Source organism: Rhizobium sp. Rhizsp42 (genome assembly GCF_047304155.1).
Taxonomy (GTDB): domain Bacteria; phylum Pseudomonadota; class Alphaproteobacteria; order Rhizobiales; family Rhizobiaceae; genus Rhizobium.
The window spans coordinates 22,707-39,398 of the sequence record NZ_JBGLYS010000003.1; the positions used below are offsets into that span (position 1 = coordinate 22,707).

Sequence of the window (16,692 nt, forward strand, 5' to 3'; positions counted from 1 at the left end):
AGCGAACGTTTAATAAACCCTTTGCCGCAAGGGCTTCTGCGGCCATGTTTATTACCGACACTGCATGCTTGGCTTTTTATTGCTTTAAGCGTTGACGCTGCGAAATTTTCTGTCTATCACTTCCGGCCATGAAGATAGCAGCAATTCTTATTGTGGTGGGACAGCGCATGGGCAGGATGGTGTAACCATCCGGCGATAGCCACCCATGCGCTAGATAACAGGCTCCCCAAGGGGCCTTTTTTTATGCCTGAAATTCAGGCTCGCCGCCAAGACCTTCAAATCCCAGCAGTCAAAATGGAACAAAAACATGACGGGCACGGACAAGCAGACGGACGAAAATCGGATGACAGGCGCGGAAATCGTTATCCGCGCGCTCAAGGACAATGGTGTCGAACACCTGTTCGGCTATCCCGGCGGCGCCGTGCTTCCGATCTATGACGAGATCTTCCAGCAGGACGACATCAAGCACATCCTCGTTCGCCACGAGCAGGGCGCCGGCCACGCGGCCGAAGGCTATGCCCGCTCCACCGGCAAGGTCGGCGTCATGCTCGTCACGTCAGGTCCCGGCGCCACGAACGCGGTCACCCCGCTGCAGGACGCGCTGATGGATTCGATCCCGCTCGTCTGCCTCTCCGGCCAGGTTCCGACCTCGCTGATCGGCTCCGACGCCTTCCAGGAAGCCGATACGGTCGGCATCACGCGCCCCTGCACCAAGCACAACTGGCTGGTCAAGGACGTCAACGATCTGGCGGCCATCATTCATGAGGCCTTCCGCATCGCGCAGTCGGGCCGTCCGGGTCCGGTTCTGGTCGACATTCCGAAGGACGTTCAATTCGCCACCGGCACCTACACGCCGCCGGCCGCCCACGCGATCCAGAAGAGCTATCAGCCGAAGGTTCAGGGCGATCTCAACCAGATCCAGGCTGCGATCGAGCTGATGTCGAAGGCGCGTCGTCCGATCATCTATTCCGGTGGCGGCGTCATCAACTCCGGGCCCGAGGCTTCCAAGCTGCTGCGCGAACTGGTCGAGCTCACCGATTTCCCGATTACCTCGACGCTGATGGGTCTCGGCGCCTATCCGGCATCCGGCAAGAACTGGCTGAAGATGCTCGGCATGCACGGCTCCTACGAGGCGAACATGGCGATGCATGACTGCGACGTCATGGTCTGCATCGGCGCCCGCTTCGACGACCGTATCACCGGCCGCCTGAATGCGTTCTCGCCGAACTCGAAGAAGATCCACATCGACATCGATCCGTCGTCGATCAACAAGAATGTCCGCGTCGATGTTCCCATCCGCGGCGACGTCGGCAATATCCTGGAAGACATGGTTCGCCTGTGGCGCGCCCTGCCGAAGAAGCCGGAGAAGAGCCAGATCGCGGATTGGTGGTCGGACATCACCCGCTGGCGCGCGCGCAACTCGTTTGCCTATACGCACAGCAACGACGTGATCATGCCGCAATATGCTCTGGAGCGCCTCTATGCGCTGACCAAGGATCGCGACACTTTCATCACCACCGAAGTCGGTCAGCACCAGATGTGGGCGGCGCAGTTCTATGGCTTCGAGAAGCCGAACCGCTGGATGACCTCGGGTGGCCTGGGAACGATGGGCTACGGCCTGCCGGCCGCACTCGGCGTGCAGATCGCGCATCCGGAGAGCCTCGTCATCGACATCGCCGGCGACGCATCGATCCAGATGTGCATCCAGGAAATGTCGGCGGCGATCCAGTATGAAGCGCCGATCAAGATCTTCATCATGAACAACCAGTATATGGGCATGGTGCGCCAGTGGCAGCAACTGCTGCACGGCAACCGCCTGTCGAACTCCTACACCGAGGCGATGCCCGATTTCGTCAAGCTGGCGGAAGGCTATGGCGCCGTCGGCCTGCGTTGCGAAAAGCCGGGCGATCTCGACGCGACCATCCAGGAGATGATCGACGTCAAGAAGCCTGTGATCTTTGATTGCCGCGTCGCCAATCTCGCCAATTGCTTCCCGATGATCCCGTCGGGCAAGGCACATAACGAGATGCTTTTGCCGGATGAAGCCACCGACGAGGCCGTCGCCAACGCCATCGACGCCAAGGGGCGTGCGCTGGTTTGATCGAAGCGAGGGGACGCGCTAGATTGATCGCGTCCCTTCCTTGAGGAGCAGGTGCCATGGCCAGAGTGAGGATTTCGGAGAACGGGAGCGTGCCACTGCCGCAGGCGGTCCGTGATGCGCATGGCTGGAAGCCGGGCGCCGAGCTCGAGATCGTCGATGGCGGGCGCGGGGTGGTGTTGCAGCCGGTGGAGACGGAACAGGAAGTACCCGCCAAGAAGAAGACGCTCACGATCGAGGAGTTTCTGGCGATGCGGCCTAAATACGAGGGGCCGCCGATCACAGACGAGATGATCGAGCAAGCGGTTCTGGAGGAGGCCAAGCGGCGCTGGAATGAGAAGAATAGTCGTTGATACCAACGTCTTCGTGCGTGCACTGGTGAAAGAAGCATCAGAGCACGGCCGCATCGCGGAAGCTTTGCTGTCATCGGCGACGCTGGTGGTAACGCCGACTGTTCTGCTTGAAGGTGAATGGGTGATGCGCGGGATCATGAAAATCTCGCGTCAGACAATCAATCAGCTTCTTTCCGCGGCTCTTGAGATCGGCGCTTTCGAATTTGAGCAGCACACGTCCGTGGCGGTTGCCGTTCGCGCTCATGCAGCCGGCATGGATTTCGCCGACGCCCTGCACGTCAGCCTCACCGCGGCCGGCGAGACCTTTCTCACCTTCGACAAGGGTCTCGTCAAGCTTGCTCAAAAACACATGAATTCCGTCAGCGTTGAGCTGGCGTCCTGACATAATCTGAGGAAACGGACCAAGACATGAACGCACACCTACAGCCGACGGGCTCCGCCTACTTCATTTCGCCGGAAACGGCGGCCATCGAGAACCACACGCTTTCGGTTCTCGTCGACAACGAGCCGGGCGTTCTTGCCCGCGTCATCGGTCTGTTTTCCGGCCGCGGCTACAACATCGAGAGCCTGACGGTGTCGGAGACCGAGCACCAGGCGCATCTGTCGCGTATCACCATCGTGACGCGCGGCACGCCGCAGGTGCTGGAGCAGATCAAGGCGCAGCTCGAGCGCATCATTCCCGTGCATCGCGTTGTCGATCTCACGGTGCGCGCCCGCGAACTTGGGCAGGAGCGGCCGATCGAGCGTGAGGTTGCGCTGATCAAGGTGGCCGGCGATGGCGAGACGCGCGCCGAGACACTGCGCCTGGCCGATGCCTTCCATGCCAAGGTCGTCGATGCGACCGTCGAGCACTTCATTCTCGAATTGACCGGCAAGTCCTCGAAGATCGACCAGTTCGTGGCGATCGTGAAGCCGCTGGGCCTGATCGAGGTCTGCCGCACCGGGATCGCCGCGATGAACCGCGGTCCGCAGGGCATGTAAGTCCCGACACCAAAGTCCGTTGAACAGGAAGCCGCTGGAGGTCAGAGCATCTCCAGCGGCTTTTTTCTTGATGGTGGCGGGAAGGCGGCGTCGAGGGCGGCGAGGTCCTCGTCGCTGAGGTCGAGCGAGACTGCGTCGCGGTTCTCTGTGACGCGGGCGGCATTCGAGGTCTTGGGGATGGCGATGACGCCTTCGCGTTCCAGCAGGAAGGCCAGCGCCAGTTGCGCGGGGGTTGCCTGGTTGGCCTTGGCGATGCGGATGATTTCGGGGTGGTGGATGATGCGGCCCTGCTCGATCGGCGAATAGGCCATGACCGGAATGTTGCGCTCCTGGCACCAGGGCAGGAGATCGAACTCGATGCCGCGCCTTCCGAGATTGTAGAGCACCTGGTTGGCGGCGACATTGCTGCCGGCGGGAACGTTGAGCAGTTCTTCCATATCGTCGGTGTCGAAGTTGGAAACGCCCCATTGGCCGATCTTGCCTTGAGCCTTCAAGGTCTCGAAGGCCTCGACGGTCTCCGCCAGCGGGTGGTTGCCGCGCCAGTGCAGGAGGTAGAGATCGATGCGGTCGGTGCCCATGCGCGACAGGCTGTTTTCGCAGGCCTCGATCGTGCCCTTGCGGCTGGCATTCCAGGGATAGACCTTGCTGACCAGATAGACCTCGTCGCGACGGCCACGGATCGCTTCGCCGACAATCTTCTCGGCGCCGCCCTCGGCATACATCTCGGCGGTGTCGATCAGCGTCATGCCGAGGTCGAGGCCGGCGCGCAGGCTCTCGATCTCGCGCTTGGCCTCAGTAGCCTTTTCGCCCATGTTCCAGGTGCCCTGGCCAAGCACGGGCACTTCCCTGCCGTCGCGCATGGTCAGCGTTGGGATCGGATCGTCTTGCATGGTGGGCCTCGTGTTGTCGGTGTCTCCGGCAAGTGATATACATTGGATATCAGGGGCTAGATATGACCAAGGTGACGATTTCCAAGTGGGGTAACAGCATCGCGATCCGCCTGCCCAAGGCGGTGACGGACGAACTGCATCTGCGCGCCGGCGATATCGTCAACCTCGACGTTCGCGACGGCAAGGCGACGCTGGAAAAGCCGAAGCAGCAGCTGGCGCCTTCACTTGCGGAATTGGTGGCGGAGATGGACAGGCTGGGGTGGGAGAACGAGCCGGAAACCGTGGATTGGGGGCGTGATGTCGGTTCCGAGCGCTTCTACGATGATGAGTGATGCATCGCCTTTCGCCGGCGCTCTATATATGGCCAATCTCGATCCAATCCTTGGCAGCGAACAAGCTGGAATTCGACCTGTCATCATCCTGTCGGTCGATATGATGAACTTGCGGTCGCGCCGGGTGATCGTCTGTCCGATCACGAGCAACATGCAGCCATGGATGACCAAGATCGCATTGCCAGATGGGTTGAAAACGCGGGGGATGGTGTTGGCAGACCAGATTCGGTCGATCGACAAGGCTGCAAGGCTCTTGCGCTTCATCGAGCCGACGCCCGCAAGTTTCGTCACACTGGTCAGAAGCTATGTCGGCAGGCTGCTCGACCTCGACGTGGCCAGTGCTTCCGGCTGACAATCCTGTCACCATGACAATAGGCAGATGGAAACTCCGATTTAGGTCAATTATGCTGACCTAAATTAACAAGGCCCGTGGCGATGATTTGCGGGCCACGGAGGTCACCCATGCCGCTGGATACATTTCTGGCACTGCTTCTCTTTGCCTTCACCACATCAATCACGCCGGGTCCGAACAACATGATGCTGTTCACCTCGGGCGTGAATTTCGGCTTTCGCCGGACGATCCCGCACATGATCGGGATTGGCGCCGGGTTCTTCTCGCTGCTGATCGGCGTCGGGTTCGGGCTCGGCGCGGTGCTGCATACAGTGCCTGCGGTCTATACGGCGCTGAAGTTTGCGGGCGGCGCCTATTTGGTGTGGATCGCCTGGAAGATCGCGACGTCGCGGTCGCTGAGTGAGGGGAAGGGCGCGGTGAAGCCGATGTCTTTCCTGTCGGCGGCGGCGTTTCAGTGGGTCAATCCGAAGGCCTGGGTGATGGCGGTGACGGCGATGGCGACCTATACGATCCAGGATATCTACTTCGTCAGCGTCATGATCGTCGGGCTGGCTTTTGCCGCCGTCAATGTGCCGAGTGTTTCCACCTGGGCGGGTTTCGGCTCGGCCCTGCGCGACTGGCTGTCCGATCCTGTGCGGCTGAAGTGGTTCAATATCATCATGGCGGTGCTTCTGGTGCTCAGCCTCTGGCCGATGCTGAAATAGGCCGGTCGCGTCAGAGGGGACTTGGCGTCCGCTTCGCGAGTGCCTAAGGATAGGTCGACACTCGCGGAGGATAGTCTCTTGCACGACGACCACGAACATCACGATCACCATGATCACGATCATCATCATGATCATCACCACGACAACCATTATTCCGACATGCAGGCTCGCGTGAAGGCGCTGGAGACGGTGCTGACGGAGAAGGGGCTGATCGATCCCGCGGCGATCGACGCGATCGTCGACACCTATCAGACCAAGGTTGGGCCCAGGAACGGCGCGCGCGTGGTCGCCAAGGCGTGGAGCGATCCCGATTTCGCCGAGTGGCTGAAGCGCGACGCGACGGCTGCGATCGCCAGCCTCGGCTACACGGGACGGCAAGGCGAGCACATGCGCGCGGTGTTCAACACCGAGGAGACGCACAATCTCGTCGTCTGCACGCTCTGCTCCTGCTATCCATGGTCGGTGCTGGGGCTCCCTCCCACATGGTACAAGGCGCCGGCCTATCGTTCGAGGGCCGTGATCGACCCGCGCGGGGTGCTCGGCGAATTCGGCGTGAGCCTGCCTGAAGAGCAGAAGATCCGCGTCTGGGATTCGACGGCGGAGCTGCGCTATCTGGTCATTCCGCAGCGGCCCGAGGGCACCGAGGGATTGAGCGAGGAGCAGCTGGCCGATCTGGTCAGTCGCGACTCGATGATCGGCGCCGGCCTTGCTGCAGCACCTGGAGCGACGGCATGAACGGGCCGCACGATCTCGGCGGGCAGATGGGCTTCGGCGCTATCGCGCCCGAGAAGGACGAGCCCTATTTCCATGCGGAGTGGGAAAAGCGGGCGCTGGGGCTGACGCTCTCCTGCGGCGCCTTCGGCGCCTGGAACATCGACGAGAGCCGACACGCGCGCGAAAGCATCCCGCCGGCCAGCTATCTCTCGGCCAGCTATTACGAGATCTGGACGCGGGCGCTGGAGGTGCTGCTCGAGCGCCACGGCTTTACCAGCGCGGACGAGATCGAAAGCGGCCACAGGCAGTTCGACGGCGCTGCGCCGAAGCGGGTGCTGAAGGCCGATATGGTATCAGGTGTTCTCGCCAAGGGCGGCCCCTGCGATCGGCCGCTGGATCAGCCGGCGCGGTTCGCTGTTGGCGATCGTGTGAAGACGAGAAATTTCAATCCGACGACGCATACGCGGCTGCCGCGTTATGCGCGCGCCAAGGTCGGCGTCATCGAGGCGGTGCAGGGTTCCTTCGTGTTTCCTGATGATAACGCGCATGGCAAGGGCGAGAACCCGCAATGGGTCTACACCGTCGTGTTCGATGGCGGCGAGATCTGGGGCGAGGGGGCGGATCCGTCGCTGACGGTGTCGATCGATGCGTGGGAATCGTATCTGGTTCCGGCTGGCGACTGATTTCAGAAGGTCGCCGGGACCGGCGTTTCCGCCTCTTTGACAAGCGACAGGCCGTCGCTATATTTGCAAGCATGAGCAAGAAAAGTGTTAAAGTGGGTTCTCAGACACGATCCGCGCGTGATGGGTCTTACGTTCTGGTAGGTAGAGATGCCAAAGCCGGGACGTCTTCCGCGGTCGTGAGTCAGAACAATGCTTTGCCTAAGCGCGGGCGCGATGTTGCCAAATCCGCGACCGCGATTAAGCCCGTCCCGCTCGATCCAGATGCATTCATGGATTACCTGCTTGAGGAAGATGCCGTGATTATGGAGCATCTTGCCAAGTGAGCGACGAACCCGTTTGGGTGGCGGCTGACCATGTCGTTCACTTTAACAAGCGGGCTGTCGGAGCGACCGGGGAGCCTCACCTTGTCCGCGACATGGGGGCGATAGAAGCCGGAATCGATCGCGTTAGAAATCAATTTGCATATGGAGAGACGGACTTTGCCGTTCTCGCCGCGCATATGATCTATGGCGTGGGAAAAGCTCACGGTTTCGGACAAGGCAACAAGCGGACTGCTTGGGCGGCTGCGCGCTACTTCCTGGCATTGAATGGCTATACGCTTTTGTACGATCGCGATCCCCAGCAAGCGGAAGCCGCAAAGCTATTTGTTGCGAAGGCTGTCGAACAGTTGATGGACGATAGGATCTTGTTTGACGAAGTGGTTGAGATTGTCAGAGATCGTCTGGTGCCTAATTCCAATTCGTAAGACAAAGGACCTGGCGATTTTCATGATGCTATCAAGGAGATCAGTATGATCGACCTCATTCAGTGCTCGGGAGAGCTATCTTGAGCCAGTGTGATACGCGCTCGCCGCTTGCCCAGTCACCACAGCTGCCACGCTCCCAGGATGGCGAGCCGGTGTTTCCGGAGCCTTGGGCGGCTGAGGCGTTTGCGATGACGGTGCATCTGCATGAGCGCGGGTTGTTTGCCTGGACCGAGTGGGCCGAGGCATTGTCCGGCGAGCTGCACAAGCCTGGCCGGGCGGAGGATGGCAGCGATTATTTCGACTGCTGGGTGGCGGCGTTGTCGTCGATCCTCGTCGATCGCGGTGTGGCCGATTCCGAGACGATCATGGGCCTGCAGCAGAGCTGGCAGCGGGCTGCCGAGGCGACACCGCATGGGACGCCGATTACGCTCGAAAATGATCCGCAGCGTTGATGGTGCGGTCGTCTCCTCGTGGTGACATCACGATGGAAACTGGCGGTAGCATTCCTCGGCGACCTTCCTCAACTCCTCGCGTGAAATCTCGCCGGTGACGGCGTAGCCGAGTTCGCCGTCGATCCAGTAGAAGGTCTCGATGTTGTCCGATGAGGCGAAGCGGAAGCTGGTGGTCTTGTTCGCCGTGTTGCGGCCGACGAGGACGGTGAGGCGTTCGCCGGTCTGGTTCTCGTACATGAACATCGCGCCCGGCTTGCCGTCGACGGGCAGCAGACGGCCGCCGACGAGGTGGTAGTTCAGGCTCGTGAGGTCGGGCACCTTGAGGTTCGATATAGCGAGACGCTTGCCGAGCCATGTGGCGAGGTGGGCTTCCTCGTTGGCGAAGACCTCGACGGGGTGGCGGACTTCGCTGGCGTAGACGAGGAAGGCGTTCTGGGCTTCCTTCGGGAAGGTTTCCTGGGCCGTCAGCTGCAGTTGGGGACGCTCGAAAAGAGCGGGGCCATAGTGGCCGGCGATCGTGCCGGCGGCGAAGACGGCGAAGGTTGCGGCGACCGCGGCGAGGCGCTTCGACCAGGGGGATAGCACGGCGGGCTTGCCGATCATGTCGGCGTCGCCGGGCCTGCTTTTCTCGTAGCCTGAGAACATCGCCTTGATGCCGGCGTTTTGCGCCTGCCATTCGGCTATTCGTGCGGCATCCTCGGGATTGTCGCGCAGCCAGGCTTCGATGCGCTCGCGGTCGGCATCGGCGAGCAGGCCGTCGGTGTAGGCGTGGAGGTCCGCTTCGGTGACGGGTTGGTCGGCGGCGTTCATTTTGGTCTCCGAAGCGTAATGACGTTGTCTGATTTCATGTGTTCGGCCAGTTGCTGGCGGGCGCGCGACAGGCGCGACATGACGGTGCCCAGGGGTATGTCGAGCATGTCGGCCACTTCCTGGTAGGTGTAGCCCTCGATGACCACGAGCATCAGCACGGCGCGGTGATCTTCCGACAGGCCGTTCAGCGCGTCTTCCAAGCGGGAGCGTTCGAGCGGGTCGGCGGATGTCTCGGGGGCTGCCACGTCCATGGCGCCGTCGATATCGACCGTGTTGCCGCGCAGGATGGTGCGGCGCTGGTTGCGGTAGAGGTTGGTCATGATCGTCAGCACCCAGCCGCGCAGGTTCAGGCCGCGCCACTGCGCGCGGCGGGCGAGCACTTTCTCGACGCAATCCTGCAGCAGGTCCTCGCCATCGCTGTCGGAGCGCGTCAGGCTGCGGGAATAGCGCCTGAGCGATGGGAGGAGGGCCAGGATCTGGCCCTCGAATGTTTCGGGTGCGGGTGGCTTCATGCGATCAAGCCTGCCCTGTCCTTATGGCTTTGCGACATCCCATACATCCTTGACGCCGTCGCCGGTGATATCGCCCATTTTCTTGTCCTTGACCCAGAAGTAGAGTGGCATGCCGTCCTTCGCCCATTGCTTCATGCCGTCCTTGCGGTCCACGATCGAGTATGCCCCTTCCGGCTTGGCATTGCCATCGGCCATCAGCGGCGGCCAGTTCTTGGCGCAATCGTCGTAGCAATTCGAAACGTCCTTCGTGTCCTTCTTGAAGGTGTAGAGCGACATCCCGTTTTCGCCGGCGAGAACCTTGCCCTTGGCGGAATCGACCGTCTTGACTGGCGGGGCGGCGAAGGCGGCGGTGGCTGCTGCGGATGCGACGGCGAGAGCGATCAGGAATTTCGCGGATTTCATCGGGTGTCTCCTCGGGTTGGGCGCACGCGGTCTGCGTTGCCTGACATGAGACAAGGCGGGGGGCGATTTTATTCCCTGGTGCCGTCAGATTTTTTCGATCGGGCGGGAAGGCTGGCCGCCTCGCGGCATTTTGCGGTTGCCTATCGCTGACGAATCCTGCCAAGTCGATGGATCATGCAATTTGCTCCGCAACAAGACGAAGCCCTGAAAGCCGTTGCCAAATGGCTGAAGGAGGGCAAGGCCCCGATTTTTCGCCTGTTCGGCTATGCCGGCACGGGAAAGACCACGCTCGCGCGGCATTTCGCCGAGCATGTCGATGGCGAGGTGCTGTTTGCGGCGTTCACCGGCAAGGCGGCGCAGGTGTTGCGCACGCGCGGCGCCAGCAATGCGCGCACGCTGCATTCGCTGATCTACCGGCCGCGCGGCGAAGAGGCCGTCGAGGACGAAGAGACCGGCAAGACCTCGATCGCGCCGATGTTCACCATCAACCGCCAGAGCCCCGTCGCCAAGGCGGCGCTGATCATCGTCGATGAATGCTCGATGGTGGATGAGGCGCTAGGCAAGGATTTGATGAGCTTCGGCACGCCGATCCTGGTGCTCGGCGATCCCGGCCAGTTGCCGCCGGTCTCCGGTGGCGGTTTCTTCACCAACCAGGAACCCGACTATCTCTTGACCGATATCCACCGGCAGGCGCGTGACAACCCGATCATCGGGCTCGCCATGCAGGTGCGCGAGGGCAAGGAGATCATGTATGGCGATTATGGCGCGGCGCAGGTGATCTCTAAGAACGAGGTCAACCAGTCGCTGGTGCTCGATGCCGACCAGGTGCTCGTCGGCACCAACCGCACGCGGCGGCGCTACAATCAGCGGCTGCGCGAACTGAAAGGTTTCACCGCCGATTATCCGCAGACGGGCGACAAGCTGGTCTGCCTGCGCAACGATCCCGCCAAGGGGCTGCTCAACGGTTCGCTCTGGCAAGTGATGACGTCCTCGAAGGAGACGACGAAGCCGGGGATCAACCTGCTGATCCGTCCCGAAGACGACGATATCGATCGCGGGGCGGCGAAGATCAAGCTGCTGAAGCAGGCCTTCGAGGATGTCGAGGGCGAGATTCCCTGGAATACCCGCAAGCGCTATGACGAGTTCGATTTCGGCTATGCGCTGACCGTGCACAAGGCGCAGGGTTCACAGTGGAACAATGTCGTGCTGTTCGATGAAAGCTGGGCGTTTCGCGATACGAGGGAGCGCTGGCTCTATACGGCGATCACGCGCGCGGCCGAAACGCTGACGATCGTCCGCTGAATATTTAAATCTGCACGATGCCGAGCAGGACCGCCTTGGCGATCGCCTGAAAGCGGTTGTTGGTGTCGAGCTTTCTTATAATCGCGGCCTCGATCGATTTTGCGTCTTCCTCCTTGAGATCGAGAGTGCGGGCGATGCGTTGCGTCGATAGTCCTTCGGTCATCAGCACGAGGCAGCGATATTCCTGTTCGGTCAGCGAGCGCTCATGCTGGTTGTCGTTGAGCGGCGGCTCGTCGCCGGGGGCGGTGTTTTCCAGCAGTTCGGTGACCTGCTGAAGCTGGCGGTGCAGCGTCGACATTTCGGCCGTCAGTTCGCGCTTTCGTGAGACAAGCGCGGCGGCGAAGACGGCGTCGGCATCCTGCTGCGAGGTGGATCTGCAGAGATCGGCCATCAGTTCCTGAATGACGGCCACCGGCATGCCCGCTTCGCGGCAGACGTTTATCACCGCCATGCGCCTGATGTCGGCGTGCTCGTAGACGCGCATCAGCCCGATGCGGCTCGAGGCGATCAGCCCTTTCTCCTCATAGAAATGCAGGGTTCGGTGGGTGACGCCGAAGGCGTTGGCCATATCGGCAATCGCGACCTTGCCGCCGGGCAGGCTTGCCGGGCGTGCGACGCGCGGCAGGAACCTGAAATCCGGAGGCGCCTGGGGCGGAGCGTTTGGTCTGGCAGCCTGCTTATGTCGTTCGGACATGAGCCCTCCTGTTCTACGCATGATCAAGTGCGCGCATGACACGGATACGGGCGCGGTCGAGCGGTTTTGACGATGCATTCCCGGTCGGCATGCAAAGCAACGGATCCTCGATCTGGTGATCCATTGCGATCAGACTATGCGTTAAACGACTGATTTGTTATCCTTAAAAATAGTCACTTGTAAATAATAGTCGAATGTACATTCGGCTGCACTGCAACTTCTGAACGAATCATCAGGCGCGTTTCTGTCCCAGATGCTTAATCGTTTTTCTGATACGTCTTGCCCTTGGCGTTACTTTGCTTGCGGCGATGTGGCGGCGGCGGACCACCAATCAGAAATTCACATGCAATCATGCACGAATCTCGTTGGCCGCGACGGTGTCCTTGGCTTAAAAGCGGGGCAGCTTCTTTCATTGAATGGAAACTCGCCATGCCCACCACGCTTTCCGTCAATCTCAACGCCATCGCCATGCTTCGCAATCGTCGCGACTTGCCCTGGCCAAGCGTCGAGGCGCTGGGGCGCATCGCGCTCAAATCGGGCGCGAGCGGGCTGACGGTTCATCCGCGCCCCGACGAACGGCACATCCGCTTTTCCGATCTCCCTGTCATCCGCAACCTAATCGACGATGAATTTCCGGAAGCGGAGTTCAACATCGAGGGCTATCCGACGGACGAGTTCCTCGAGCTCTGCGTAAAGGCGGCGCCCGAGCAGGTGACGCTGGTGCCGGATCATCCCTCGCAGGCGACGTCCGATCACGGCTGGGACTTCCGCAAGGATCGCGCATTGCTGACGGATGTAATCGCGCGGCTGAAGAAGATAGGCACGCGCGTATCGCTGTTTGCCGATGGGGACGGGGACGAGGAAGCGGTGGCGATTGCCAAGGCGGTGGGCGCCGATCGGATCGAGCTCTACACCGGTCCATACGGCGGCTGTTACGATGCGCCGGAGCGGGTCGGGCCGATCCTCGAGGCGCTCGGCAAGACGGCGGATGCGGCGCTGGCGATCGGGCTTGGCGTCAATGCCGGGCATGACCTCACCGTTGCCAATCTGCCGCCGCTGGTGAAGCGGCTTCCGAAGCTTGCGGAAGTCTCGATCGGCCACGGGCTGACGGCAGATGCGCTGGAGTTCGGCATGGCGGAGACCGTGCGCCGCTTCTGCCGCGCCTGCGGCCAGAAGATCTAAATCCAGTTTGGCCAAACAAAAACCCGCCCCGGTGGTGCGGAGCGGGTTGTGGCTTCAGGGAACGCGCTGTCAGGCGACGAGCGCTGCCTTGTTGGCCACGAAGTAATCCTTCAGCGACTGCGGCTGCTTGCCGGTCAGTTTGGTGAAGTCCTCGGTCACGTGATCGAAATTGCCGGCGCGGATATTGGCGTCGGCCGAAACCAGCATGTCAGCGACAAAATCAGGAAGACCGGCGCCGAGCAGGCCCTGGCGCAGCTGGTCGTCGGTCACCTTCACGGCGGCGAGCGGCTTGCCGGCGGCTTGCGAGATGGCGGCGGCGATCTCATCGGCGGAAAGCGACTGCGCGCCGGTCAGCGTGTAGGTGGCGCTGTCCTTGGTGCCCGATGCGAGGGCTGCGGCTGCGCCAAGCGCGCAATCGTCACGCGAAATGTTCGGGACCTTGCCGTCGCCCGATGCCGTGTACCAGCTGCCGCCCTGCAGATTGTGCGGCATGGAGTGCATGTAATTGTCGAGATACCAGGCGTTGCGGATGATCGTGTAGGGCAGGCCGCTTGCCTTGACGGCGTTTTCTGTGCCGAGATGATCCGGCGCGAAGGTGACGAGCGACTTGTCGGGCGATGGCATCGACGTGTAGGCGATGTGCTTGACGCCGGCCTTGACGGCGGCGGCGACGGCTGTCGTGTGCTGCTTCAGGCGCTGGCCGGGAACGGCGAGCGCGTCGGTGCTGATGATGAGCACGCGGTCTGCGCCCTTGAAGGCGGCTTCCAGCGAGGCGGCATCATCGAAATCGGCCCTGCGGGTCTGGACGCCCTTGGCGGCAAGGTCGGCCAGCTTGGAGGTGTCGCGGCTGGCGGCGATCAGGTTGGCCGCGGGAACCTTGTAGGTCTCGAGCAGGTGATGGATGACGCGCTGGCCAAGCTGTCCGGCGGCACCGGTGATGAGGATCGTTTCGCTCATGTCTGTAAACCTCTAGGTTCGATTGCTGGTCTCGAAAAGAGACTAGGGCTAAAATAGGGATTGACCGACAACTGTAAAGAAGGCAGTTTTTGCGCCGTAAGTTACCAAAAGGGAACCAGCAGAATGGCCGGCACTGTCGTCAACCTGAAGAGCAAGGCCGAGCCGCGCGTGCGGAACGAGGTCGATCTCTCCAAGCTCGATTTCAACAATTGCCCGGTGCGGGACATGATGCAGCAGATCGGCGGCAAGTGGTCGACACTGATGCTGGAGGCGCTGTCGCAGCAGCCTTATCGTTTCGGCGAACTTCGCCGGATGATCCCGGATATCTCACAGCGGATGCTGACGCAGACGCTGCGCGACCTGCAGCGCGACGGCTATATCGAGCGCGAGGTTTTTCCGACCAAGCCGCCGAGCGTCGAATACCGGATGACGGATCTCGGAAACTCGCTCTACCAGACGCTGGCACTGCTTTTGAACTGGGCGGAGAACAACCATGAGGCCGTTCGCTCCGCCCGGGTCAAGTTCGACGCATCGGGTGCGTGACGCTTGCGTGGCTTGCGGCGCTGAGTGAAGAGTCACGCCGTTCCCGATACTGATCAGCGCTTCCGCAGCCCTTCGGTGAGGAACAGCAGGAAGGCGAGGCTGGGGAAGCAGAGGCCGATCCAGGCAGTCAGCGTCCAGCCGCCGGTGGCGAATGCCCAGCCGCCGATGGCGGAGCCGAGCGCACCGCCGGCGAAGAAGGTTGCCATGAAGAGGCCGTTGAGGCGGCTGCGGTGCTCCGGGCTGATCGCGTAGATCGCCCTCTGGCCGACGACGAGATTGGTCGTTACCCCGAAATCCAAAATGATCGCGGCCGCTGTCAGCAGGGTCAGCGCGAGCGCCGAGCCGTCGGTCGCAAAATGGCTGATCAGGAAGGCGGTGATGCCGCAGAGCATGGCGATGGTCGAGGCGATCTTGGTGAGGCCGCGGTCGGCGAGGCGGCCGGCGATCGGCGAGGCGATGGCGCCGGCGGCACCGGCAAGCGCGAAGAACGCGATGCCGTTCTGCGTCAGGCCGAAGGCGGGGCTTGCGAGCAGGAGCGGCGTCGTCGTCCAGAACAGGCTGAAGGCGCCGAACATGCCGGCCTGATAGAGCGCGCGGCGCTGCAGAACGCGGGAATGCAGGGCGAGATGCGCCATGGAGGCGAGCAGCGCGCCGTAGCTCAGCCGGGTGTGCGGGGTGCGGACCGGCAGCTGGACGCGCAGGATGGCGGCAAGCAGGATCATGACGACGGCCGACGCGTAATAGACGACATGCCAGGAGGTGGCTTCCGCAAGGAAGCTTGCGACCGGGCGGGCGAGCATGATGCCGCAGAGCAGGCCGCTCATGACATTGCCGACGACGCGGCCGCGCGAGGCATCGGGTGCCATGTTGGCGGCGAAGGGGACGAGGACCTGAACGGCGACCGAGCCCAGGCCGATACAGAGCGAGGCGGTCAGGAACATCGTCGGCGTCGTCGACAGTGCGGCGCCGATCAGCGACACGGCCGAGGCGGCGACCAGGGTCAGCACCAGCTTGCGGTTTTCCATGAGATCGCCCAGCGGCACGATCAAAAGCAGGCCGAGGCCATAGCCGATCTGCGTCAGCGTGACGATCAGGCCGGTGGCCGCCGGGCTGAAGCCGAGCGCCGCGCTGATTGGGCCGGCCAGCGGCTGGCCATAATAGAGATTGGCGGCCACGAGCCCGCAGGCGGCGGCGAAAAGAAATGTCATCAAAGGCGAGATCGTTGGCGCGGCAACGGTCTCCGGTGTGGTGGACGAAAGGCTCATGCTGGGCTCCGGTGGGGCAAACGGATAGTACGGGTGGTCGAGCGCGGTTTTGCGCGCTCGTGGGAAAACGATCAGGTCAGAAGCTTCATCGCCTCGCGGGCGACGGCGTCCATATCGGGCGCGGTGCGGCCGGTCTTGCCGACGATGCGCATGCCGGCGGTCAGGCAAAGCAGGGTGCGCGCGGTGGCTTCGACATCGAGCGTGGCTGAAATGGAGCCATCGCTTTGGCCGAGCCGGATGAGTTCGACAAGGTGCGCCTCGTTGGCGTCGAAGGCGTCCGAGACACGTTGCGCGGCCTCCTCATCGAAGATCGCGAGCTCGTTGGCGCTGCCGACCACGAGGCATCCTCGCGTACCTGATGTGCCATGTGAAGACGATGCGTAGGAGCTCAGAAGCTCGCGGACCTTGTCGCGGCCGGTGGCGGCTTCTTGAAGGCGGGCGTCGAGCAGGGCGCGGCGGATTCGTCGATAGCGGTCGAAGGCGGCGAGGAAGATGCCGCGCTTGTCCTTGAATGCCTTGTAGACGCTGCCCGAGGTCAGCTGCATCGCCTCGGTCAGCTCGCTGATCGAGGCGGCGTGATAGCCGCGTTCGGAAAAGACGTCGAGCGCCTTGCCAAGCGCTGCGTCCATATCGAATTCACGCGGGCGTCCGCGCGCTCGGCCGGTGTCGATGAGTGCGTGTGTGGTCATGGATCGACTGATTAGGAAATGATCGTTTCCAA

23 protein-coding genes are annotated in these 16,692 nt (G+C 62.0%); 15 read left to right on the top strand and 8 right to left on the bottom strand.

Annotation, left to right across the window (positions count from 1 at the left end; genetic code table 11):
* Positions 1-307 precede the first annotated feature (307 nt).
* The 4 genes from ACCD05_RS04490 to ilvN are packed head-to-tail and all read left to right on the top strand — an operon-like array spanning position 308 to position 3,432.
* Positions 308-2,101, top strand: coding sequence for an acetolactate synthase 3 large subunit (locus tag ACCD05_RS04490; protein WP_413391269.1), 1,794 nt, complete (start codon positions 308-310; stop codon positions 2,099-2,101).
* Positions 2,102-2,157: 56 nt separating this feature from the next.
* The gene (locus ACCD05_RS04495; protein WP_413391271.1) at positions 2,158-2,451 is read left to right on the top strand and encodes an AbrB/MazE/SpoVT family DNA-binding domain-containing protein; all 294 of its coding nucleotides are present in this window, start codon (positions 2,158-2,160) and stop codon (positions 2,449-2,451) included.
* On the top strand, positions 2,432-2,833 hold the full coding sequence (locus ACCD05_RS04500) for a type II toxin-antitoxin system VapC family toxin (RefSeq protein ID WP_413391273.1): 402 nt from the start codon (positions 2,432-2,434) through the stop codon (positions 2,831-2,833). The genes ACCD05_RS04495 and ACCD05_RS04500 overlap by 20 nt, the downstream gene beginning before the upstream one ends.
* A gap of 26 nt (positions 2,834-2,859) precedes the next feature.
* Complete coding sequence (gene ilvN / locus ACCD05_RS04505; RefSeq protein WP_018900306.1) at positions 2,860-3,432, top strand: acetolactate synthase small subunit; 573 nt, start codon at positions 2,860-2,862, stop codon at positions 3,430-3,432.
* Positions 3,433-3,473: 41 nt separating this feature from the next.
* Here ilvN and ACCD05_RS04510 read toward each other — a convergent pair whose 3' ends face one another.
* Positions 3,474-4,322 carry an aldo/keto reductase gene (locus ACCD05_RS04510; protein WP_413391276.1) on the bottom strand — a complete coding sequence of 283 codons (849 nt, stop codon included), beginning with the start codon at positions 4,320-4,322 and terminating at the stop codon, positions 3,474-3,476.
* Between the two features lie 62 nt (positions 4,323-4,384).
* On the opposite strand from ACCD05_RS04510, the gene ACCD05_RS04515 reads away from it, so the two are divergent.
* From ACCD05_RS04515 to ACCD05_RS04550, 8 genes are all read left to right on the top strand, one after another.
* Positions 4,385-4,654, top strand: a complete 270-nt coding sequence (locus tag ACCD05_RS04515; RefSeq protein ID WP_112982586.1) for an AbrB/MazE/SpoVT family DNA-binding domain-containing protein — start codon at positions 4,385-4,387, stop codon at positions 4,652-4,654.
* 28 nt (positions 4,655-4,682) lie between these two features.
* Entirely contained in the window at positions 4,683-5,006 is a 324-nt protein-coding gene (locus tag ACCD05_RS04520) for a type II toxin-antitoxin system PemK/MazF family toxin (protein ID WP_413391278.1), read from the top strand.
* A 110-nt stretch (positions 5,007-5,116) separates the two neighbouring features.
* Positions 5,117-5,710, top strand: coding sequence for a LysE family translocator (locus ACCD05_RS04525; RefSeq protein ID WP_413391280.1), 594 nt, complete (start codon positions 5,117-5,119; stop codon positions 5,708-5,710).
* Between the two features lie 78 nt (positions 5,711-5,788).
* Entirely contained in the window at positions 5,789-6,445 is a 657-nt protein-coding gene (nthA, locus tag ACCD05_RS04530; RefSeq protein WP_413391282.1) for a nitrile hydratase subunit alpha, read from the top strand.
* On the top strand, positions 6,442-7,107 hold the full coding sequence (gene nthB / locus ACCD05_RS04535; RefSeq protein WP_413391284.1) for a nitrile hydratase subunit beta: 666 nt from the start codon (positions 6,442-6,444) through the stop codon (positions 7,105-7,107). Before nthA ends, nthB begins: the two co-directional genes overlap by 4 nt.
* A 71-nt stretch (positions 7,108-7,178) precedes the next feature.
* Complete coding sequence (locus tag ACCD05_RS04540) at positions 7,179-7,430, top strand: hypothetical protein (RefSeq protein ID WP_413391286.1); 252 nt, start codon at positions 7,179-7,181, stop codon at positions 7,428-7,430.
* Complete coding sequence (locus tag ACCD05_RS04545) at positions 7,427-7,852, top strand: type II toxin-antitoxin system death-on-curing family toxin (protein ID WP_413391288.1); 426 nt, start codon at positions 7,427-7,429, stop codon at positions 7,850-7,852. Before ACCD05_RS04540 ends, ACCD05_RS04545 begins: the two co-directional genes overlap by 4 nt.
* Before the next feature lie 80 nt (positions 7,853-7,932).
* Positions 7,933-8,304, top strand: a complete 372-nt coding sequence (locus ACCD05_RS04550; RefSeq protein WP_413391290.1) for a nitrile hydratase accessory protein — start codon at positions 7,933-7,935, stop codon at positions 8,302-8,304.
* Between the two features lie 27 nt (positions 8,305-8,331).
* On the opposite strand, the gene ACCD05_RS04555 is transcribed toward ACCD05_RS04550, so the two are convergent.
* From ACCD05_RS04555 to ACCD05_RS04565, 3 genes are read right to left on the bottom strand one after another with little or no spacing between them, the layout of a single operon-like run.
* On the bottom strand, positions 8,332-9,114 hold the full coding sequence (locus ACCD05_RS04555) for an anti-sigma factor family protein (RefSeq protein ID WP_413391292.1): 783 nt from the start codon (positions 9,112-9,114) through the stop codon (positions 8,332-8,334).
* The gene (locus tag ACCD05_RS04560) at positions 9,111-9,626 is read right to left on the bottom strand and encodes an RNA polymerase sigma factor (protein ID WP_413391294.1); all 516 of its coding nucleotides are present in this window, start codon (positions 9,624-9,626) and stop codon (positions 9,111-9,113) included. The genes ACCD05_RS04555 and ACCD05_RS04560 overlap by 4 nt, the downstream gene beginning before the upstream one ends.
* 21 nt (positions 9,627-9,647) lie before the next feature.
* Positions 9,648-10,028 carry a lipoprotein gene (locus ACCD05_RS04565; protein ID WP_047505596.1) on the bottom strand — a complete coding sequence of 127 codons (381 nt, stop codon included), beginning with the start codon at positions 10,026-10,028 and terminating at the stop codon, positions 9,648-9,650.
* A gap of 174 nt (positions 10,029-10,202) precedes the next feature.
* Between ACCD05_RS04565 and ACCD05_RS04570 the strand changes: the two genes are divergently transcribed.
* Positions 10,203-11,330, top strand: coding sequence for an ATP-dependent DNA helicase (locus ACCD05_RS04570; protein ID WP_018900321.1), 1,128 nt, complete (start codon positions 10,203-10,205; stop codon positions 11,328-11,330).
* A gap of 4 nt (positions 11,331-11,334) precedes the next feature.
* Here ACCD05_RS04570 and ACCD05_RS04575 read toward each other — a convergent pair whose 3' ends face one another.
* Positions 11,335-12,024 carry a MerR family transcriptional regulator gene (locus ACCD05_RS04575; RefSeq protein WP_413391296.1) on the bottom strand — a complete coding sequence of 230 codons (690 nt, stop codon included), beginning with the start codon at positions 12,022-12,024 and terminating at the stop codon, positions 11,335-11,337.
* A 429-nt stretch (positions 12,025-12,453) separates the two neighbouring features.
* On the opposite strand from ACCD05_RS04575, the gene ACCD05_RS04580 reads away from it, so the two are divergent.
* Entirely contained in the window at positions 12,454-13,206 is a 753-nt protein-coding gene (locus ACCD05_RS04580; RefSeq protein ID WP_413391298.1) for a pyridoxine 5'-phosphate synthase, read from the top strand.
* A 69-nt stretch (positions 13,207-13,275) separates the two neighbouring features.
* On the opposite strand, the gene ACCD05_RS04585 is transcribed toward ACCD05_RS04580, so the two are convergent.
* A complete protein-coding gene (locus ACCD05_RS04585; protein ID WP_413391300.1) occupies positions 13,276-14,163 on the bottom strand; it encodes an SDR family oxidoreductase in 888 nt (295 codons plus the stop codon).
* A gap of 123 nt (positions 14,164-14,286) precedes the next feature.
* On the opposite strand from ACCD05_RS04585, the gene ACCD05_RS04590 reads away from it, so the two are divergent.
* The gene (locus ACCD05_RS04590) at positions 14,287-14,706 is read left to right on the top strand and encodes a winged helix-turn-helix transcriptional regulator (protein WP_018900326.1); all 420 of its coding nucleotides are present in this window, start codon (positions 14,287-14,289) and stop codon (positions 14,704-14,706) included.
* Between the two features lie 53 nt (positions 14,707-14,759).
* Here the strand turns inward: ACCD05_RS04590 and ACCD05_RS04595 are convergent, their stop codons facing one another.
* Positions 14,760-15,971: an MFS transporter gene (locus tag ACCD05_RS04595; protein ID WP_413391302.1), complete on the bottom strand. Its 1,212-nt coding sequence runs from the start codon at positions 15,969-15,971 to the stop codon at positions 14,760-14,762.
* A gap of 71 nt (positions 15,972-16,042) precedes the next feature.
* Positions 16,043-16,660 carry a TetR/AcrR family transcriptional regulator gene (locus ACCD05_RS04600; RefSeq protein WP_413391304.1) on the bottom strand — a complete coding sequence of 206 codons (618 nt, stop codon included), beginning with the start codon at positions 16,658-16,660 and terminating at the stop codon, positions 16,043-16,045.
* Positions 16,661-16,692 lie beyond the last annotated feature (32 nt).